Origin of the sequence: Embleya hyalina, assembly GCF_003967355.1 — a bacterium.
GTDB classification, from domain to species: domain Bacteria; phylum Actinomycetota; class Actinomycetes; order Streptomycetales; family Streptomycetaceae; genus Embleya; species Embleya hyalina.
The window spans coordinates 220,742-241,183 of sequence record NZ_BIFH01000021.1; the positions used below are offsets into that span (position 1 = coordinate 220,742).

A 20,442-nucleotide genomic window follows, 5' to 3' on the forward strand; every position below is an offset into this window, starting at 1 on the left:
CGTCGACCGAGTCGCTTCGCCCGGCGGGTGCGGGTGGATTCGGTCGTGTGGGGCGGGGTGTGTCGGTTGCCGCGCCGGGTGTGGGCGGGTGTTCGTCCGGGTGTGTGCCCGGGCCTCGGATCGAGGGGGAGGTTCGTATGACGGGCCCGACGACGGGTGGGGCGGCGTTGCCGTCGACGCATCGGCCGAGCTTCTTCGCCCGGCAGGTGCTCGCCGCGGCGGAGTTGAACGACCTGGTCGCGGTGGAGCGTTCGCGGCGGTGGTTGCACAACCGGGTGTTGCACGGCTGGGGGGTGGCGCTCGGGTTGGAGGTCACCGGTGCTCGGGGCGGCAAGCGGGTGGCGGTCGGTGCCGGGTACGCGCTCGACGCGCTCGGGCGGGACCTGATCCTGGCCGAGGGGGTGGAGGTCGACGTACCGGCCGTCGCCGCCGGGCCGGACGGTGGCGCCGTGGTGTTCTGCCTGACGCTGCGCTGGACCGAGGACGACGAGGCGGCGGTGCGGACCCGGTCGGGCGAGTGCGGGGCGGTCGGTGCGGTGCGGTTGGCGGACGGGCCGACCGCGGCCTGGTGCACGCCGGCCGAACTGCGCGACGGGCTGGACGTGCTGCTCGCGACGGTGTCGGTGCGCGGGTGCGCGCTGACCGCGCCGCCCGATCCGGCCGGGCGGCGGGTCCTGCCGGTGCTGCCGACGCCGTATGTGGCCACCGGCTCCACGGGTGCCTTCGGCACGGTGTGGTCGCGGGTCGAGGATCCGGCCACCGGTGTGGTGATCGGGCTGCGCACGCAGGTGGACACGAGCGCCGCGGGGTTCGGTGAGACCCCCGCGTATCTGGTCCGCCTCGACGGCGACCGGGAGTTGACCGCCGCCGGCGCGCCGGGCGGCCAGGCGTGCGTGTTGGACGGTACGCCCTACGTCGACGCCCCGGAGCCGGGCCGGATGACCGTGGTGGTGCCGCTGCCCGCCGGCCGGATCGGCGGGGTCCTCGGCGGCGCCACGACGCTGCCGCTGAACCCGGCGCGGGTCCTGGCCGATGTCACCCTGCCCGACCTGGTGCGGAGCGAACTCGGCTGGCACATCTCGTGGATGGGGGTGGAGGGGGCGTGAGCGGCGTGCGCGACTATCGCTGGGTCAATGCCCTCGGCCGCTGGCCCGGCGCGCGGTTCGCGGGGGTGCGCACCGACGGCGAGCGATTGACGCTGGCCCCCGGCGCCGCCTCGCTCGAACCGGTCGCGGTGGTCGACCTGGACCCGGCGGGCGGTCCGCTGGGCACGGTCGTGCTCGCCGACGGCACGGTCCTGGTCACCGACCCGGGCCACGGCCGCGTCCTGCGGGTGGACGGCTGCGACCACACGGTATGCGTCCTCGGCTGCCTCGACGTCGCGACGGGCGACCCGGCCGCACTGCGCGAACCGCGCGCCCTGTGGCTGCTCGGCGGTGGGCGACTGCTGGTGCTGGACGACGCGACGCAGGGGGGCGACCTCCGTGCCCCCGACGGCTCGCGCCGAGCGGAGTGTCGTGCCGTCGGCATGGTCGTTCGGGCCGACACCGGTGAATATCTCGCGCCGTGGAGCGATCCGCCGCCGGCCGAGGACCCCGCGCTGCGGGCCGCCCGCGAGCGGGTCGGCGGGCTCGCGGCGGTGGGGGTGGCCGACGGGGTGTTGGTGGTGGGTGGCGCACGGCAGGTGCCGGGGGCCGGGGTGGTGTTCGTTCCGGGCGACGGCGGTGACGTTGTGCTCCTGGCCGCCGGGGACCTGGCCGGGATCGCGGTGGATCGTTGTGGGCGGGTGTTCGTGGCCGGCCCCGGTGGCATCGCCCGCCTCGGCCCTCGGCGGATCGGGGCGCGCGGCGTCGCCGTGGTGCCCGCGCCGAGGGAGCCGGTCGGGGTCGAGCACTGGGATCGGGTGCGGGTCGTGCTCGCCGAACCCGCGCCGGCGGGCACCCACGTTCGGGTCTGGACGATGCTCGCGGCCGACGCCGCAGGCACCCCCGATCCGCCCGACCCGACGCACGCCGACGCCGAGGACGCGCCGGTGCCGACCGCCCGGGGGCGCTGGCGGGCCGGGCCGCTGGACGGTGTGGACGTACGGGTCCTCGCCGGCCCGGCCCACCCCGGCGACCGGCTCTGGATCACGATCGAACTGCTCGGCGACGGCCGCGGCACCCCGCGCGTGGACGACATCCGGGTGGAACGCCTCGGCCGCGGCCTCCTCGACGCGCTGCCCGCCGCCTACACGGGCGACGACGACGGCTCCGGCACGCTCGGCCGACTGCTCGGCCTGTTCGGGTCGGCGCACGCGGCGTCGGTACGCGACCTCGACGACCTGCCCGCGTCGCTCGACCCCGGCTCGGCCCCCGATCGTCCCGACGACCCGTGGCTGGACCGGCTCGCCGGCTGGGTCGACGCGGTACCGCTCACCGCCGCCGACGAGGCGGCCCGCCGCGCGAACGTCGCCGGAGCGTACGCCGCGCATGGCCGACGCGGCACCCCCGCCGGCCTGATCGAGGCGGTCGAGCGCGAGACCGGGGTCGTCGTCCGGGTCGTCGAACCGCTGCTGAGCGCCCAGGTCTGGCGCCTGGGCACCGGCGGCCTCGGCCGGGACACCGGCACCCGCATCGCCGACCCCGGCCCGCCCGCCCTGGACAGCACCGCCGTCCTCGACGGCGCCGACCTCGTCCCGGCACACGATCGCGGGCTGCCGCTGTACGCGGCCTACGCACACCGGGTGTGCGTGCACGTCCCGCCGGAACGGGCCGACGCGCTGCCGGAGATCGCCCGCGTGGTCGAGCGGGAGCGTCCGGCACACGTGTTCGCGCAGGTACGGCCGGCCCGCCCGGGCGTGATTCCGGGACAGATCGGCATCGACACCTTCGTGGCGGGCCCGCCGCCCGAGTGGACCGCCGGCGCCGCTCCCGGGCCGGGCGCGGACGTACGCCTGCCCGGGTCGCCGGCCGCGCACGTCGGCGGCCCGGTCGAGGCCCGCCTCGACACAACGCTTCCCACACCGGGCGGTCGCGGTGCGACCCCCGTCCGTCAGCAAGGGGTTGAGCACACGTGAGTCAGGACCGTCGAAACCACGCGTCGGACACGGGATGCGGCTGCGGCGGCGAGGACGCGGCCCCGGCGCCGCCGGTGCGAAACCGGTTCTATCCCGGCAAGTCGATGGACGTCCGCCACTGGTACATCGAACAGTCCTACCACCGGCGCACGGCGGCCACCCTGGCCCGACTCGGCCTCGGCCCGGGCGTGTTGTGCGGGCTCGACGTCGAACTGGGCGCCGACGGCGCGCTGACCGTCTTCCCCGGCGTCGCGGTGGACGGCCGCGGCCGGCTGATCGTGGTCGACGACCAGGTACGGATCGAGCACCCGAACCAGCCCACGGACTGCGCGGGGGACCCGAAGGGCGACCCGATCGAGACCGGCACGGTGGTACTGCGGTTGTGCCGGCACGAGTGCGGGGCCGAGTACGCGCGCATGCCCGTGGTGGACTGCGAGGTGCGCGAGGAGTGTGTGCCCTCGCTGACCCTGGAACGCTTCTCCCTGCGGATCACCGCCGGCGAACCCGATCCGGTCGGGCTGACCGCCGCGCAGTGCGCCGCGATCTTCCCGACCCGGCCCGGCCCGCACTTCGACCGCCGGGAGGAGATCGCCGACACCGTCGAACACGACTGCGGGTGCGTCGAGGAGTGCCTGGCGCTGGCGACGGTGACGTACGACCCGCCCGACGCGCCGGACCTGGACGCGGTCACCGCGCGGCCGGTCGTGTACTCCAACCGGGTGTTGTTCGACCTGCTGATGTGCCTGGCCGCGCGGGTGGACAGGTGTTGCGCCGACACCACCGCCCCGCCCCGGATCACCGGGCTGTGGCCCAAGGTGGGCACCGGGGCGAACCCGGACACCTGGCGGGCGTTCGTCGCCGAGAAGCGCCTGGAGATCGCCTTCGACCGGCCGCTCGTGGACGCCGCGTTCGACGCCCCCGACGCCTGGCTGGGCCTGTGGCAACTGGACCACCTCGGTGCCCGGCGGCTGACCCTGACCCGGGCCGGCGGCGCGTTCACCCACGTCACGGTGCCCGCCGGCGGTGAGGGCGTGGCGTACACCGTCGGCCTGCAGAGCGAGGGGCTGCTCACCTCGACGGTGTTCGTGGTCGGCAGCCGGGTGGCGCTCGGCGGTCCGCCGCGCGCGCAGGGTCCGGACGGACTCGCGCTGGACCCGGACCTGGTCGGCACGGCCCTGACCACCGCCGACCGCAACACGCTGTGGACGCTGACCCCGGGCGCGCCCAAGGACACCACCCTGAACACGCTGATCGACCGGGCGCCGCTCACCGCCGTCCCGCCGTTCCCCTCCGGCAACGGCACCCAGGGCGGCGAGATGCACGTGTTCACGCCGTTCCCGCCGCCGACCCTCCGGGACGAGGAGCGCGCGCCCCGACTGCTGCGGGTGTGGCCCGAGGGTGGCGTACGCCTGGACCCGGCCGGAGCGTCGCGCCGGGAGTGGGAGCACTTCACGCGCAGGCCGCGGATCCGACTCACCGTGGACCGGGCGCTCGCCGACGCCGCCCTGGCCGACCCCGGCGACTGGGTGCGGCTGTTCCAGGCGGTGCGCGAGGGTGATCGGATCGCCGGCTTCCGACGGCTCGAACTGGGCGGCGGTGTCGTCGCGGAACCCGAGGGCGAGTCGCCGGCACCGGCCGAGTCGATCACCTACACGTTCGAGCCGGCCGGCGTGCGGCCGACGACCGCGGCGGAGCCGGACACGCGGTTCCTGCTCCAGGTGCGTTCATCGCACACCGTCCCGGTGCCGCCGCGGGGCGCGGACGCGCCGACCCTGGCGCTGGACGCGGACTTCCTCGGCACCGCGCTCGACAACCACACGCTCTTCTCGATCTGGTCCGGCGACCGGCACCCGCTCCCACCGCTGCCGGGTGGCGCCCTCGGCGCCCGGTCGACGGTCGGCGAGCGGTTGTTCGACGGGAGCCCCGGCGGGTTCCTGCACATCGCGTTCACGGTGGCGCCGGGATGAGCGCGGCGGCCGTGAACCGAGACGCCTGCCGAGACGTCTGCCAAGGCGCATGCCGAGGTGCATGCCACGACGCACACCGACACGCACACCGACACGCATATCGAGGAGCTGAGGGACGTTGACCGGGTACGAGCAGACGATCCGGCCCGTGGCGCCGGGCGGGCCGGGCGGGTGCGGCTGTGGGTGCGGCGGGGGCGGCGCCGGGACCGGCGGGTCCGGTTCCGGTGGTTGCGGGTGCGGGGACTGCCTGGCGGGGCACGCGACCGGGCGGCTGCGCCCCCGCTGGTTCGGCGGACAACTCGTCGGCCCGGAGGACCTGACGCAGACCGGGGTCTGGCTGCTGGAGCGCATGCGCCGCCACAACCGGCTGCTGCACGGATGGGGCGTGGTGTGCGGGGCGACCGTGAACCCCGTGCGGATCGGCGACGGCGGCCGGCGGCCGTGGCTGCTCGACGTGTCGGCCGGCTACGTGCTGGGGCCGTACGGCGACGAGATCGTGATCGAGCATCCGCTGCGGGTGGACGTCCGCGACGCGCTGCCCGGCGGGACGGAGGGCTGTCCGCCGCCGACCGATCCGTGGTGCGCGCCGGTGCGCCGGCGCCGCGAACCGGGGCGCACGTACTACCTGGCGGTGCGGTACGACGAATGCCTCACCGCTCCCGTGGCGGCGGCGGGGTGCGGATGCGAGGACACGGCCTGCGAGTACAGCCGGGTGCGGGAGGGCTTCGTGCTCGGTGTGCTGGACACGCTGCCCCCGGCCTACCTCGAGGGGATCGACGACACCCTCCAGGAGACCACCGGCTGTTCCTCCCGGATCACCGGCATCGGCACCCGGCCGTGCCCGTCGTGCCCCACCGACCCGTGGGTGGTGCTGGCCGACTTCACCGCGTCGGCGGACGGTCGGCTCACCGTCGACCCGCTGTACAACCGGCGCTTCGCCGCCTCGTTCGGCGGATTCGGCTTCTACTGCGGCCAACCGGGCCAGAGCCAGGCGGGGGCGCGGTGGGGCGAGGTCACCCGGCAGGCCGCGGCGCACGCCTTCGCCGAGAGCCACGCCGAGGACGTGCTGACCGCCGACGACCCGGCGGCGGTCCGGGCGCTGCCGGCGCGCGCCCTGCTCGCGGTCGCGGACACCCCGCACCTGGCCGACGTACTGGGCGGGCGCACGGTGGCCGAGTTGGCCCGGACCGACGCCGCGACGCTGATCGAGCGGGCCCGGGCGGCGGCGGTTCCGCCCGGCCCGGTGCTGACCGCGATCGACCGTGCCCACCTGGTGTTGCGGCTGACCGAGGGCTGATCCGGACGGCCGCCGAACCCCGAAGCCGGAATCGAGGCGGTCGAGGGAGCCGAAGACGTCGACCCTGAACGTCGAGTAGAGATCGAGGTGCGCCGCGCGGACCCCGCCCGACCGTCCCGGAAACCGGCGAAATCGGACCGTGCGCCCGGTCACCGGGCCCACCCGGCGCTATCGTGAGAGACGGCCGGTGTCGACGCCACGAGGGCGTCCGGGGTCGCTCCCGGACCCGGGCGGCGCCGCCGATCGGGCGTTGCGGATCGGGTGCTTCGCGGCGGACCGCGCGAGGAGCCGCGCCGATTCGGTCCCACCGCGCTCGGCGCCGTCGCCTCCGGCCCCGGTACGGCCCCCGCCCGTCGCGGGTCGCCGCGCAGGAAGGGGACGCCCATGGCCGGCGCGTACGTGTACGACTTCTCCGAAGGCTCCCGCGATCGGGCCGACCTGCTCGGCGGCAAGGGCGCGAACCTCGCCGAGATGACGCGGCTCGGCCTGCCGGTACCGCCCGGGTTCACGGTGAGCACCGACGCCTGCCGGGTCTTCCTGCGCACCGGCGCGCCGCCGACCGGCCTGGACCGGGAGATCGACGAACATCTGGCCGACCTGGAGAAGTCGATCGGACGGCGCCTGGGGCAACCGGACGATCCGCTGCTGGTGTCGGTGCGTTCGGGGGCGCGGTTCTCGATGCCCGGGATGATGGACACGATCCTCGACGTCGGCCTCAACGACGCCTCGGTGCTCGGTCTGGCCGAGACGAGCGGCCGGGAGCGCTTCGCGTGGGACTCCTATCGCCGACTGGTGCAGATGTACGGGACCACCGTGCTCGGCGTGGCCGCGGCGCGGTTCGAGGCGGTGTTGTCCCGGCGGCGCGCCGAGTCGGGCGTCGCCGACGACCTGGGGTTGGGCGTGTCCGACCTGGTGGCGATCGTGCGGGAGTTCCGGGCGCTGATCGCGGCGGACACCGGCGAGGAGTTCCCGCAGGATCCGCGGGAGCAGTTGGATCGCGCGGTGCTCGCGGTGTTCCGGTCCTGGAACGGCGAGCGGGCCCGGGTCTACCGGCGACGCGAGCACATCCCCGACGACCTGGGGACGGCGGTGACCGTACAGGCGATGGTGTTCGGCAACTCGGGGCCCGACTCGGGCACGGGCGTCGCGTTCACCCGCGACCCCGGCACCGGACGCACCGGCGGCTATGGCGACTACCTGCCCGACGCGCAGGGCGAGGACGTGGTCTCCGGGGTGCGGGACGCGCATCCGCTCCACGATCTGGAACGGCTCGATCCCGCCGCGTACGAACGACTGATCGGATGCCTGGGATTGTTGGAGGCGCACTATCGCGACCTGTGCGACGTGGAGTTCACCGTCGAGCGGGGCAGACTGTGGATCCTGCAGACCCGGGTGGGCAAACGCAGCGCCGAGGCGGCCTTCCGGATCGCGTGCGCGCTGGTGGACGAGGGCGTGATCGACTGGCCCGAGGCGCTGGCGCGGGTCGACGGCGGGCAACTCGACCAGCTGACCTTCCCGCGCTTCGACGCACACGCCGACACGGAGCCGCTGGCGCACGGCGTACCGGCCTCGCCCGGCGCGGCGGTCGGCGCGGCGGTGTTCGACGTGGCGGAGGCGACCCGGCGGGCCGAGGCGGGGGAGCCGGTGGTGCTGGTCCGGCCCGAGACCAGTCCGGACGACCTGCCCGGGATGATCGCCGCCGAGGCCGTGGTCACCGGCCGGGGCGGCAAGACCAGCCACGCGGCGGTGGTCGCGCGCGGCATGGGCAAGGTCTGCGTCTGCGGTGCGGCCGACCTGGACATCGACGTCGAGGGCCGGCGGGCCGCGGCGGCCGACGGGACCGTGGTCGCGGAGGGCGACACGATCTCGGTCGACGGCACGGCCGGCACCGTGTACCTCGGCGAACTGCCGCTGGTGGCCTCGCCCGTCACCCACTACCTGGAGACCGGCGAGCGTACGCCCGGCGTGGTCGAGGCGGTCGCCCGCTTCCTGGACCGGGCCGACGCGACGCGTCGGCTGGACGTGCTCGCCAATGCCGACACCGCCGAGGACGCGGCCCGGGCCCGGCGCTTCGGCGCCCGGGGGATCGGCCTGTGCCGTACCGAACACATGTTCCTGGGCGATCGGCGCCGGCTCGTCGAGGAGCTGATCCTGGCCCGCGACGACGCCGACCGCAAGCAGGCCCTGGACGCCCTGCTGCCGCTCCAGCGCCGCGACTTCACCGACATCCTGGCGGCCATGGACGGCCTGCCGGTGACCATCCGGCTGATCGACCCGCCGCTGCACGAGTTCCTGCCCGACCACACCGAATCGGCGGTACGGATCGCCCGGGAGCGCGCGGCGGGGCGGGAGCCGGACGCACGCGAGGTGCGGATGTACGAGGCGGGCGAACGGTTGCGCGAGCGCAACCCGATGCTGGGGCTGCGCGGGGTGCGCCTGGCCCTGGTCGTCCCCGGCCTGATCGCCACGCAGGTGCGCGCGATCGCCGAGGCGACGGTGGCCCGGCTGCGGGCCGGTGGTGACCCCAGGGCGGAGATCATGATCCCGCTGGTGGCCACCGTCGAGGAACTGCGCCCGGCCCGCGCGGAGGTGGAACGGGTCCTCGCCGAGGTCGGGCGGGAGGCGGGCGTCGCGGTGCGGTGTCCGGTGGGCACGATGATCGAACTGCCCAGGGCCGCGCTCACCGCGGCCGAACTCGCGGGTGAGGCGGACTTCTTCTCGTTCGGCACCAACGACCTGACGCAGACCACGTGGGGCCTGTCCCGCGACGACGCCGAGGCCTCGTTCCTGGCCGTCTACCTGGAGCGCGGCATCCTGCCGGTCTCCCCGTTCGAAACCCTCGACCGCGCCGGTGTCGGCCGGCTGATCGAGAGCGCCGTCACCGACGCGCGCCGCACGAAGCCGGATCTCCGCATCGGCGTCTGCGGCGAACACGCGGGTGACCCGACGTCGATCCACTACCTCGCCGGCCTCCCCATCACCTACGTCTCCTGCTCCCCCTACCGCCTGCCGAGCACCCGCCTGGAAGCCGCCCGCGCGACGGCGGCGGGCGATACCCGCATCCGGAATCGGAATCCGTGACCCTTCGGAATCGGCCATGCGGTGATGTCCGAGAGTGGTCGGGGGGTTGTGCGCGACGTGGATGGGCGGGCCTCGGGAGCGTGCCGAGGAGGGGCTTCTTCACTTTCGGCCCGCTCGGCCGTTCTCCGGGATTTCACCGGGTGTAGTCGACTGGTCACATGATCATCGAGCGCCTTGTCCACTTTCGGTGACGAGGCCGAAACAGAGCGTGTCGCCACTGTCCGTAAATGGGGCTTCACGCACCGCTGTCGATAGGGAAACGTGGCCTGCGTCGGAGCCGGGCCAACCAACCGCACGGCCCACCGGGGCGGCGGGGCAGGTCCGACGAGATCGGCACGAATCCAACCAGGTGAAACGCACGACAAGGAATGAGGAAACGTCGATGTACCGCTCACTCGCCACCGTGGCGTCCGGCGTGGTTGCCGGCACTCTCTCGGGCGCGCTCGCCTTCGCGCCCACCGCACGGGCCGACGCCGCCGCTCCCGACACCTCCTGCCCGACGGGGAACCTCTGCGTCTACAGCGGGGAGAGCCTCACGGGCACGCGCACGGTCGTCCCGGCGCGGGCGATCGAGGAGCGCGGTGACGCCGGGTACACGATCCGGGAGCCGGTTCTGTCGATCGCGAACCGAACCGGCTTCGACGTGCTCCACGGCGTGAGTCGCTCCGTGGTGTGCATTCGATTCCCCTGTTACCAGTACACGGTGGACGGGCGCGTCGAGGCCGGGCGCGACCTCGCGTCCGCCGACACGGCCGGTCGGCCGCTGGTCGTCGGCAAGGACTTCGGCCGGTAGCACCCCGGCCGGTATACCCACGGCCGACAGGGCTCGGGCACTTCGGTACGACCGCCCGGGGTCGCCGTCCCGCGAGGGATGGCGGCCCCGGGCCTTTCGCGCGTGGTGCGGGACCGGCCCGCGGGTCGTCGGTGGTCGGTGGTCGGTGGTCCGGGATGTCGGAGGCCGGCGGGATCATGGTCGACATGACCGATGAGCGATACTCCCGCCTTGCCGCCGAGCACCTGCCCGCCGACCTTGCCGAACGGTGGATCGCGCTGCTGCGTCCCTGCGTTCGGCTGCGCCGAGCCGGCGCCGGCGAGCAGGTCGCCGCGGTCCTCGGCGGCGTGCCGGAGCTGCCGGGTGGGGTCGATTGGCCCGACTGGCCGGGAGTCGGGCCGTTGTCGTTCATTGCCTCGGTGCGGTGCGCGGCGCTGCCGGCGGCCGGGCGGGCTCCGGGCTTTCCGTGCGACGGGACGCTGCTGTTCTTCTACTTCGACGGCCGGGTCGACAGTGATGGCGACGACGAGCCGGCGTTCGTCTCCATCCACGATCCCGCGACGTGGGTCGGCGCCCGGGTGCTGTACGTCCCGGAGGGCACACCGGTCTCCCCGGCGGACGTGCCCCGCGAGCCGGCACCGTACCCGCGGGTGGAGTTGGCGGCCGAGGTCGAGCAGAGTGCCCCCGATCTCTGGCTGCCGCAGGTACGGGAGGCCCTGCTCGGCACCGGTGACCCGTGGCCCGAACCTCGCGAGATCCCGGTCGGGCTGCGGCCGTTCCGGCGTGCCTTCGGGAAACTGAACGGCCGGATCGGCCATCGGATCGGCGGCCACGCCGTGCCGATTCAGGGTCCGGTGGAATACGAGATCGCGAACGCGGATCTCGGCGTCGAACGCCCCTGGGGCGACCCGCCGTTGGATGCGGAGGCCGGGCGTTGGCTGCTCCTCGCCCAGTTCGACGGCGACGAGGACGCGGGGATGGAGTGGGGCGACGCGGGGACCCTGTACTGGCTGATCCGCCCCGAAGACCTCACCGACCGAAACTTCACCCGAACCCGCCTGGTGGCCCAGTGCTGAGCGCCCGGAGCACCGGTGACGGGGCGAAAGCGCGGGCATAGGCTGATCGCGGGTCGGGAAGCTCTCGGGTCGATGGGTCGGAGAGCCCGGGCGATCTCGGCATGGGGGGTTTGGTGCACGCACTCGGGCCGGACGATCCTTCGCGCATCGGCGGGTACGACCTGGTCGGCGTGCTCGGTGCCGGTGGTATGGGACGGGTGTTCCTGGGGCGGAGCCGGTCGGGGCGGCCGGTCGCGGTCAAGGTCGTGCACGCGCGTATCGCACGCGACCCGGCGTTCCGGGCGCGTTTCGAGCGGGAGGTCCGGGCGGCGGAGCGGGTCGGCGGGGCGTTCACCGCGCCGGTGTTGGATCACGACGCGGCGGGCGAACGCCCGTGGTTGGCCACGGCCTACCTGCCCGGTGTGACGCTCGCGGACGCCGTCGGGACGTACGGGCCGTTGTCCGAACCGGCGTTGCGCCGCTTGGCAGCCGCGCTCGCGGAAGCGCTGGCCTCGATGCACGCGGCGGGCGTCGTGCACCGCGACTTGAAGCCGAGCAACATCGTGCTGGGCGAACAGGGGCCGCGCGTCATCGACTTCGGCATCTCGCGGGTCACGGGCGACACGACCGTGACGGCGCCGGGCAGCACGCTGGGCACGCCCGGCTACCTCGCGCCCGAGCAACTGGCGAAGGGTGGAGTGAGCTCGGCGGGCGATGTGTTCGCACTCGGTGCGGTGCTGGTGTTCGCGGCCACTCGGGAGGGGCCCTACGGCACGGGTCCCGCGTCCGCGCTGTTGGTTCGGACCATGCGTGAGGAGCCCCGGTTGGCCGGCATGCGGGCGGCGCTTCCCGGGTCGGATCTGCCGGAGTCGGCCGCCGCGTGCCTCGCCCGGGATCCGGCGGCGCGGCCGGACGCGAGGGACGTGTTGGCGCGGGTCGGTGGCACGGCGCGGGCGGCCATCGGTGGTGACTGGCTGTCCGGGGAGGTCGCGCGCGCGGTCGAGGACAGTCGTACCGAAGCGGAACGCACGCTGGGATCGGGCCTGGTGGAGACGAGTGACGACGGGCCGCCGGGTGCGGGGAGCGGTGTCGCGGCGCACGATCCGGTCGTGATCGGCCCCCGAGAGGTGGTCGCGCCATCGGAGTCGGGCGGAATGCGCCCGCTCACCCGTCGGTTGCTGGTCGGCGGCGCCGCGGCGGGGGTGGTCACGTACATGGTGTACGCCCCGAGGTTTCCGTTGTTCGGCGCCACGGACGCCCCGGCGGCGAAGCCGTCGACGTCGCCGACCGCCCCGCCCGTGTGGCCGGTGCCGGTGGTGTGGGGTCAAGAGGCCGGTGAGGACGCCCGGGAGTTGACCGTCGGGGGCGACGCGCTCTACCTCGCGCGGGCCAGGTCACTCGACAAGGTGGCGTCGGCGGACGGTGCCAAACTGTGGGGCGCGGTCACCGAGTTCGAGGCCGACCCGCCCGTGTGCGACGCGGACTCCGTGTATTTCTCCGATGCGAGCCGACTCGTCGCGGTGGATATCCGGTCCGGCGTCGAACGGACTCGGTGGCGGGTCGCCGATCTCGCCGATCTCTCCAGTGCACCCTCGCTGTGGCGCGATCGGCTGTGGCTGATGAGCCGCGAGGGTGTCCTGACCGCGTACGCCACGTCCGACGGCCGGGTTCTGACGACAAGGAGCATGCCGGAGACGGCGACCCCCGGCGCAGGCCACGTCACACCGCCCCTCGTCTTCCGGGACGCGCTGTACCTCCCATACGCCGGCCTACGTGCGCTCGACCCCGAAAACGCCGCCACACGCTGGACGTTCGGCTCCGCCGGGCGCGGCATCGTGACCGCGGCCGACGAGGGCCCCTACTTCGTCGCGGGCACGGAGCTGTACGCCCTGACGCCGGCCGGGCGGCAGCGCTGGTCGTTCACGGCCGACGCCGAGATCGCCGCCGCCCCCACGATCGCCGACGGCCGGGTGTACGTCGGGGATCTGGTCGGCGCGCTCCACTGCCTCGACGCCGAGACCGGCACGCGCATCTGGCGCTTCTTGTCCGGCGCGCCGATGAAACGCCCGCCGGTCGCGATCGGCGGCACCGCGTACGCGTCTTCCGACAAGGTCTACGCCCTCTCGGCCGCCGACGGCGTCCGGCGTTGGTCGTACCCGCACGCCGGGACTCTGCTCGCCGCGCCGAACCGTTTCCTTGTGGTGTGGACGGGCACGGGGCGCATCGAGGCGCTGCGCGTGGAGTGACATCGCCGAGTGTCGACGCGTGATACCCCTGACCGCCGCCGGTAGCCGGCCCGAGAAAGGAAGTCCGCCACGTGCAGCCGCTGCGCCCCGGCGATCCAGCCGTGATCGGCCCGTACCGATTGAGCGCTCGCCTCGGTGAAGGCGGTATGGGCGAGGTCTTCCTCGGCCGGTCGCCCGGGGGAATGTCCGTGGCCGTCAAGGTCGTTCACGCCGACCTCGCCGAACTCCCCGGATACCGCGAGCGATTCGCCCACGAGATCGCCGCCGCACGGGCGGTGGGCGGGGCGTTCACGGCCGCAGTGGTCGACTCCGGGGACATGCCGCGCCCGTGGATGGCCACGGTGTACCTGCCCGGTGTCTCGCTGTTGCGGGCGGTCACGGACCACGGACCGCTGTCGTATCCGGTGGCGCGCGTGCTCGGCGCGGGACTCGCCGAAGCACTGGTGTCCATACATCGTGCGGGAATCGTGCACCGCGACCTCAAGCCGTCGAACATCCTGCTGACGTCGGACGGTCCGCGCGTCCTCGACTTCGGCGTCGCGCGCGCGGACGACCGCGACACGGTCACCGAATCGGGGGCCGTGCTCGGCTCGTTGCCCTACATGGCGCCGGAGCAGTTGTTCGGCCGGCCACCCGGCCCGGCGGTGGACGTCTACGCGCTCGGCGGGGTCCTGGTCTACTGCGTCACCGGAGCACCGCCTCTCGGCGAGGTCCCTGGTGGGGCGCCCGGCCTCCTGCACCGGATCACGGCCGGACCGCCCGACCTGCGCGCTGTGTCGGATCCCTCGCTGCGGGAACTGCTCATCGAGTGCCTGGCCGAGAACCCCGAAGCCCGGCCCGCGACAGCGGACCTGGTGGTGAGACTGCTTCCGGACGGGGCCGGGCACGGGCATCGATCGGGAGCCGGAGTCACGGTTCCCGGCGACTGGATGCCCGTCCCGCTCACCGGGTCGATCGCCGAGCAGGCCACCCGCGCGCGAGAGGCGCTCGCGGAGACCACGGTGTCCCTCGCCCCGGACGCATCTCACGACGCTCGGCCGACACCTGGCGACCTCCCGGACGAGCCGGCGCCGCCCGCCCCTCGTCCGGCCCGCCGTTCCGCTGCCCGCGCGCAACGCGCACGAGCGGTACTCCCGCGCACGCTGCCGCCGCCGCGGCTCATGGCCCCGGTCGCCGTGGACGCCGCTCCGAGCCGCCGCCGGGTGCTTCGGGCGTTGCTCGCCGCCGGCGGGCTCGCCGCCGCGGGCACGATCGCGTGGGCGGCCACCCGTTCGGACGGCGGCGGGTCCTCGCCGGACACGCTGTGGACCGCCGAGTCGAGGATGCCGTTCGTGAAATCGGCCTCGGGTGGACGGGTATTCGTCGCCGATCCGGCGACGAAATCCCTCCTTTGCCTGGATGCTGGGAGCGGTCGCGAGGTGTGGCGCTCCCAGGGCACCGACAGCTTGCTGATGTCCGACTCATCCGCTTTGCTCGCCTTGGCCGATGTGCTGGTGACTCGCTCCCTCGGCGAACTCGCGGTCCGCGACATCAACACCGGTGTGTCGCGCTGGTCCAAGCCCGTGTCGCCAATCGGCCCGGATCGGCAACGAATCGCGGCCGACGACTCGTTCGTGTACGGCGCCGTCCCCGGCGACGCCATCGGCGCCCTGCCGGTCCTGCATGCCTACCGCCGCGACGGCACGATCGCGTGGCGCCGCGAAGTCACCGGGGGGAAAGCCGGATACGTACGCGTGACCGGTGGGCCGGTGCTCCTCGCCAACCGCCTCGTGGTGACCGGGAACACCGGCATCGGCACCGGGGCGTGCTTCGCCGCCGCGTACGAGCCCCGATCGGGAGCACCTTTATGGGTACGCGAGTTGCCCGGCGACGACGAGCCCTCCCACCCCGTGGGCCCGACGCCGGACACGGTGTACGTCGGCAACGGCCGATACACCGTGTTCGCACTGGACGGCGCCACCGGTGCGCCCCGGTGGTCCGCGGCCCCGCAGTTCGCGCCGGACGGGCGTGACGAGTCGGGCAACGTGCTCGACCACAGCGAGCGCGGCGCCGAGCCCCTGATCGCGAACGGCGTCATGTACGTCGGTGGCGACGACCGAACGATTCGGGCCTTCGACACCACGAACGGAAGCCGGTTGTGGACCCGGCCGGTCCAGGTGTCGGCGAAGGTGACGATACCCGGCGACGCGTGCCTGCCCGTGATCGTGGGGGACACCGCGTTCATCCAGGACACCCGCGCACTCGTCGCGGTGGGAGCCCGGGACGGCCACGTGCTCTGGTCCGCGCCGCTGCTCAACGACGTGGACTCTCCGCCTCCCCGCCCGGTCGTGGTCGACGGCCTGCTCCACACCGTCGACAAGACCCCCGACGGAGACGGAGAGCTCCGCTCGTACGACCCGTCCGACGCCACGCTCGTACGAACGATCCGCTTCGGAACCGGAAGGCTTCGTTTGACGGCGGGCGACGGAGTCCTCTTCCTCGCCTCGAACAGACTGACCGCCTTGTCGCCGCGCGCCCGGTGACGACGGCTCGGCCCGGGGTGGGAGGGTACGGGCGTAGGAGGCGATGGGCCGCCGTGTGGAGGCGGCCGCGGACTTGGGGGTCTACGGCTGCGGGTTCGCGTCGAGGGGGCGCAGGAAGCGGCGTTCGTAGCGCTTGATGCAGCCGGTGGTACGGGCCAGTTCGATCGCGGCCCGGCATTCCGGGTCGACCGCGCTGTCGATGCGGTACTGCTCGTAGGCGGCGAACCCGGGGAACGAGAAGAGGGCGTAGGCGATGTCGCTGTCGCCCTCGCTCGGCAGGAAGTAGCCGTGGTGGGTGCCGCCGAAGCGGTTGACCAGGTGAACCCAGCGGCGGCCGTACTCCTCGAAGTCGGCGAGCTTGTCGGCGTCGATCTCGTACTTGAGGTGAATGGTGATCATGCGCTCATGATGCCGGGTGGCCGGCCGGCGTGCCGGATCAGCCGGAGTTCAGCCGCATGGCCAGCAACTGACCCGGCCACGGGGGCTGGTCGGGGCGTTCGACGGTGAAGGGCGTGACCGGGGTGAAGCCCAGGCTGCGGTATTGGCGGATCAGGGCGCCGTCGTCGCCTCCGTAGCAGTCGACGCGGATCAGGTCGACGCCGCGGCTCGCCGCCTCTCGGCGGGCGTCCGCGATCAGGGCGGCGCCGACGCCCGCGCCGACGAAGCGGCGGTCGGTGACGAGGAGGTTGATGAACAACTCGGGTTCGTCGACCGGGTCGATGTACGCGGAGGGCGTGTCGGAGAAGACGCAGCCCCCGGCCGGGACACCGTCGATCTCGGCCAGACGGGCGTGTCCTTGGCGGATCACCGACTCGACGCGCGCCTCGCCCCCCGGGCGGGTGGACCACGGTTCGGTGCCCCATTGGCCGGGTCGCCCGGCGGCGGTCAGCCAGGCCACCGCGCTGTCGAGCATGGTCAGGAAGACCGACACGGCGCCGGTGTCGACGTCGACCGCCCGCACCCGTACCGGCAAACGTGTGCCGTTCTCGTGTTCCCGTGCCATCGGGGACCCCTTTCCGATCGCCCCGATCCTCGCACGCGACGCGACGCGTGGAACAGGCACGAGGGCGTCGATCGGCGGTCGGTTCCGTCGCAATACCTGTCGTCGCACTGCGGACGCGGTTGGTTCCAGCGTGTTACGTTCCCGCCATGGCATCGGGTGCTGCAAAGCAAGTCATCGATGGTTTAAGGGAGTTGGCCGCATCGGGTCGGCCTGCGGCCGAAGTGTTCGCGCGGGCCGACGAACTGCTGCGGAATGTGCTCGGATACGACGCGGTCTGTTGGCACACCGCGGATCCCACCACCGGGCTCGTCACCTCCGTGGTGAGCAACGACCTGAGCATGGCGGGGTTTCGCGAGGCCGTGCGGATGGAGGTGTGGCACGAGGACATCGCCTCCTTCGCCGCGATCCGGCGCAGTGGGGTCCGGGCGGAGACGCTGAGTCGGGCGACTCGGGGGCGGCCGGAACGGGCGATGAGATTCCGGGAGCAGCTCGCCCCGGCCGGGTTCGGCGACGAATTGCGGATGGTCTTCGACACGCAGGGCGGGCGCTGGGGGTGTGCCGCGTTCATGCGGGGCCGGGAGCACGGCCCCTTTCTGGGCCGGCAGCGGGACCTGGCGGATGTCGCCGCGCGGCACATCGGCAACGCGCTGCGGGCCTGCCACGCCGCTCCGGCGTGGGCGCTCCCGGCGGACCAGACGCCCGCGATGGTGATCCTCGGTCCGTCGAACGGCCTGGTCGCGGCGGATCAGCGGGCCCAGCGGCTGCTCGTCGAACTCGCCGACGACTCGTCGGCCGTGATGTCGGTGCCCACCGCCTTCGCGATGGTGTCCGAGCACGCGCGGCGGGCCGCGTCCGGGGCGCTCGCCTCGCAGGTGCCGATTCGGGTGCGTACCGGGGACGGGCGGTGGTTCGTCCTGCATGCCTCGCTGGTCGACGGTCTCGCCGACGGTCATGTCGGGGTGGTGGCCTCGCCCGCGTCGCCGGCCGAGACGATGCCGCTGTACCTGGCCGCGTTCGGGTTGACCGGGCGTGAGCAGGAGGTGGCGCTGCAGGCGATCCGCGGTTGTGACACCCGGGAGATCGCCCGGCTCCTGGCGATGACGCCGTACACGGTCCAGGATCATCTGAAGGCCGTCTTCACCAAGGCCGGGGTGTCCAGTCGCCGGGCGCTGATCGCCCGTGTCGTACAGGGTGAGCTGCCGCCAAAGTAGCGGTCGTGGGCCGGTGGGCGTGCCCCGGGAAAAGATCGTGGGCGCGCGTCGGGGCGGTGTTAGGGTGCCAGACGCACTGTGTCACATGGGATGAGTTCGTTCGGAGAGGAACGTCATGCGCCGAGGGTTCAGCGGTCTCTACGGAATTCGTCCCATCAGTGCAGTCGCGGGAGCCTCTGGCCGTCATGAACCATCTGAACATCGGGATCCTCGCGCATGTTGACGCGGGGAAGACCAGCCTGACCGAGCGTCTGCTGTTCGACGCGGGAGTGATCTCCCGGGTCGGCAGTGTCGACGCCGGCAGTACCCAGACCGACTCGCTCGACCTGGAGCGTCGGCGCGGGATCACCATCCGTTCCGCCGTGGTGGCGTTTCGGGTGGACGACCTCCAGGTCAATGTCATCGACACCCCCGGCCACTCCGACTTCGTCGCGGAGGTGGAGCGGGCGCTGCGCGTACTCGACGGCGCCGTGTTGGTGGTGTCCGCGGTGGAGGGCGTGCAGGCCCGAACCCGGGTGTTGATGCGCTCGCTCGCCCGATTGCGGATTCCGGTCCTGGTGTTCGTGAACAAGATCGACCGGATGGGCGCGCGCCGCCGGGAGGTACTGGACGCGCTGGCCGCCGAATTGGGGCCCGGCTGCGTCGCGATGGGGTCGGTGGCCGGGATCGGTACCGCGGACGCGCGATTCGCGCCGTTCGACGTGGGCAACCCGGGGTTCGCGGAGCGGCTCGCGGAGGCGTTCGCCGACCATGGCGAGTCGTTCGTGGACGCGTACCTGGACGACCGGATCGTGGTCACGGCGGCGGACTACACGCGCGAACTGCGCCGCCAGGTACGGGAGGCCCGGGTGTACCCGGTGTTCTTCGGCTCCGCGCTGACCGGGGAGGGGGTCGAGCACCTGGTGCGGGGAATCGCCGCGTGGTTGCCGCGGGTCGAGGCGACGGTGGGGCAAGAGCCTCTGCGGGCGGTCGTGTTGAAGATCGAGCGGGGGCGCGCGGGGGAGAAGATCGCCTACGTGCGCACCTGGAGCGGGGTGCTTCGGGCGCGGGACTCGGTCGCGCTGTTCCGGCGCGAACACGGGGGCGGTGTGGTCGAGTCGACCGTGCGGGCCTCCGGGGTGCAGGTCTTCGATCGTGGTACGGGGGTCCGGGACGCGGATGCGACGGCGGGCACCATCGCGAAGGTGCGGGGTCTGGCGCAGGCGCGGGTCGGCGATCAACTCGGGTCGGCGGATGGGCTGCCCCGGACCGGACTGTTCGCGCCGCCGACGTTGGAATCGGAGGTCACGCCCGGGCAACCGGGCGAACGCCCCGCGCTGTTCGCCGCGTTGCAGCGGATGGCCGAGGAGGACCCGATGATCGACGTGCGGGGCGACGAGGCGTCGGGGGCGATCTCGGTGCGCCTGTACGGCGAGGTGCAGAAGGAGGTGATCGGGTCCACCCTGGCCGAGGAGTTCGGTCTGCGGGTGGCGTTCGCCGAGTCACGGCCGCTGTACTTCGAGCGCCCGGTGGGGCCGGGTGAGGCGATGGAGGAGATGGACGCGGACGGGCCCACCTACTTCTGGGCCACGGTCGGTGTGCGGGTCGAGCCGGCGCCGCCGGGGAGTGGGATCGAGCTGCGGTTGGGGGTCGAGTTGGGTGGGCTGCCGCTCGCGTTCCATCGAGCGATCGAGGAGAGTGCGCGCCGGACGTTGCGGCAGGGGTTGTACGGGTGGGAAGTGCTGGACTGCACGGTGACGGTGACCCGTACCGGGTATTTCAGTCCGGTGAGTGCGGCGGGGGACTTCCGGAGCGTGACGCCGCTGGTGGTGGCCGATGCGTTGCGGCGGGCCGGGACGCGGGTGTTCGAGCCGACGCATCGGTTCGAGGTGGAGACTCCGGCGGACTGCCTGGGGGCGGTGTTGTCGGCGCTCTCCGCGGCGCGGGCGGTGCCGGAGGAGCAGGTGGCGCGGGGGGATCGGTTCCTGGTGCGGGGGAGCCTTCCGGCGGCGATGGTGCATGGGGTTACGGGGCGGTTGCCGGGGCTGACGCGGGGGGAGGGGGTCCTGGTCAGCGAGTTCGAGGATTATCGGCCGTTCGGGGGGCACCCGATTCCGACCCGGGAGCGTGCGGGGGCGGACCCGTACGACCGTGAGCGCTACATGTTGCACTCCCTGGGACGGGTTCGGGGCGGCTGAGGTCGCGGGTTGACCCGGCTCGGGTGTCCTCAGGCGCCGGACGGGCTGGGTTG

Annotated in this window: 13 protein-coding genes; 11 read left to right on the forward strand and 2 right to left on the reverse strand. The window is 73.4% G+C overall.

Translation table 11 applies throughout. The annotated features are described in order from the left end of the window. Nucleotides 1-137 precede the first annotated feature (137 nt). The 9 genes from EMA17_RS21660 (at nt 138) to EMA17_RS21700 (ending at nt 15,998) form a co-directional block, all read left to right on the forward strand. Nucleotides 138-1,106 (forward strand): hypothetical protein, encoded by a 969-nt coding sequence (locus tag EMA17_RS21660; RefSeq protein ID WP_126638732.1) that lies wholly within the window; start codon nt 138-140, stop codon nt 1,104-1,106. After that, nucleotides 1,103-3,058: a phage tail protein gene (locus tag EMA17_RS21665; protein WP_160161492.1), complete on the forward strand. Its 1,956-nt coding sequence runs from the start codon at nt 1,103-1,105 to the stop codon at nt 3,056-3,058. Before EMA17_RS21660 ends, EMA17_RS21665 begins: the two co-directional genes overlap by 4 nt. Then, entirely contained in the window at nt 3,055-5,025 is a 1,971-nt protein-coding gene (locus tag EMA17_RS21670; protein WP_126638734.1) for a hypothetical protein, read from the forward strand. Before EMA17_RS21665 ends, EMA17_RS21670 begins: the two co-directional genes overlap by 4 nt. Before the next feature lie 118 nt (nt 5,026-5,143). Then, the gene (locus EMA17_RS21675; protein WP_126638735.1) at nt 5,144-6,322 is read left to right on the forward strand and encodes a hypothetical protein; all 1,179 of its coding nucleotides are present in this window, start codon (nt 5,144-5,146) and stop codon (nt 6,320-6,322) included. Nucleotides 6,323-6,706: 384 nt separating this feature from the next. Beyond that, a complete protein-coding gene (gene ppdK, locus EMA17_RS21680; protein ID WP_126638736.1) occupies nt 6,707-9,403 on the forward strand; it encodes a pyruvate, phosphate dikinase in 2,697 nt (898 codons plus the stop codon). Nucleotides 9,404-9,785: 382 nt separating this feature from the next. Continuing rightward, nucleotides 9,786-10,196, forward strand: a complete 411-nt coding sequence (locus tag EMA17_RS51880) for a peptidase inhibitor family I36 protein (RefSeq protein ID WP_160161493.1) — start codon at nt 9,786-9,788, stop codon at nt 10,194-10,196. 185 nt (nt 10,197-10,381) lie between these two features. Next, nucleotides 10,382-11,251 (forward strand): YwqG family protein, encoded by an 870-nt coding sequence (locus EMA17_RS21690; protein WP_246126809.1) that lies wholly within the window; start codon nt 10,382-10,384, stop codon nt 11,249-11,251. Nucleotides 11,252-11,352: 101 nt separating this feature from the next. Then, nucleotides 11,353-13,476 carry a serine/threonine-protein kinase gene (locus EMA17_RS21695; protein WP_126638739.1) on the forward strand — a complete coding sequence of 708 codons (2,124 nt, stop codon included), beginning with the start codon at nt 11,353-11,355 and terminating at the stop codon, nt 13,474-13,476. 101 nt (nt 13,477-13,577) lie between these two features. Then, nucleotides 13,578-15,998, forward strand: a complete 2,421-nt coding sequence (locus EMA17_RS21700; protein ID WP_281290528.1) for a serine/threonine-protein kinase — start codon at nt 13,578-13,580, stop codon at nt 15,996-15,998. Between the two features lie 81 nt (nt 15,999-16,079). On the opposite strand, the gene EMA17_RS21705 is transcribed toward EMA17_RS21700, so the two are convergent. Further along, nucleotides 16,080-16,397 (reverse strand): NIPSNAP family protein, encoded by a 318-nt coding sequence (locus EMA17_RS21705; RefSeq protein WP_126638741.1) that lies wholly within the window; start codon nt 16,395-16,397, stop codon nt 16,080-16,082. A 37-nt stretch (nt 16,398-16,434) separates the two neighbouring features. Beyond that, entirely contained in the window at nt 16,435-17,001 is a 567-nt protein-coding gene (locus tag EMA17_RS21710) for a GNAT family N-acetyltransferase (protein WP_307721554.1), read from the reverse strand. Between the two features lie 146 nt (nt 17,002-17,147). Here EMA17_RS21710 and EMA17_RS21715 point away from each other — a divergent pair, with 146 nt between their 5' ends. Continuing rightward, on the forward strand, nt 17,148-18,212 hold the full coding sequence (locus EMA17_RS21715) for a helix-turn-helix transcriptional regulator (protein ID WP_126638742.1): 1,065 nt from the start codon (nt 17,148-17,150) through the stop codon (nt 18,210-18,212). A 185-nt stretch (nt 18,213-18,397) separates the two neighbouring features. Further along, nucleotides 18,398-20,389, forward strand: a complete 1,992-nt coding sequence (locus EMA17_RS21720; RefSeq protein WP_126638743.1) for an elongation factor G — start codon at nt 18,398-18,400, stop codon at nt 20,387-20,389. The last annotated feature ends 53 nt before the right edge of the window (nt 20,390-20,442 follow it).

What these genes read in the sequence shown, in the direction of transcription:
- EMA17_RS21695 (WP_126638739.1), top strand. Translation starts at nt 11,353, where the DNA reads ATGGGGGGTTTGGTGCACGCACTCGGGCCGGACGATCCTTCGCGCATC.
- EMA17_RS21710 (WP_307721554.1), bottom strand. Translation starts at nt 17,001, where the DNA reads ATGGCACGGGAACACGAGAACGGCACACGTTTGCCGGTACGGGTGCGG.
- EMA17_RS21705 (WP_126638741.1), bottom strand. Translation starts at nt 16,397, where the DNA reads ATGATCACCATTCACCTCAAGTACGAGATCGACGCCGACAAGCTCGCC.
- EMA17_RS21660 (WP_126638732.1), top strand. Translation starts at nt 138, where the DNA reads ATGACGGGCCCGACGACGGGTGGGGCGGCGTTGCCGTCGACGCATCGG.
- EMA17_RS21715 (WP_126638742.1), top strand. Translation starts at nt 17,148, where the DNA reads ATGGCATCGGGTGCTGCAAAGCAAGTCATCGATGGTTTAAGGGAGTTG.
- ppdK (WP_126638736.1), top strand. Translation starts at nt 6,707, where the DNA reads ATGGCCGGCGCGTACGTGTACGACTTCTCCGAAGGCTCCCGCGATCGG.
- EMA17_RS21690 (WP_246126809.1), top strand. Translation starts at nt 10,382, where the DNA reads ATGACCGATGAGCGATACTCCCGCCTTGCCGCCGAGCACCTGCCCGCC.
- EMA17_RS51880 (WP_160161493.1), top strand. Translation starts at nt 9,786, where the DNA reads ATGTACCGCTCACTCGCCACCGTGGCGTCCGGCGTGGTTGCCGGCACT.
- EMA17_RS21720 (WP_126638743.1), top strand. Translation starts at nt 18,398, where the DNA reads ATGAACCATCTGAACATCGGGATCCTCGCGCATGTTGACGCGGGGAAG.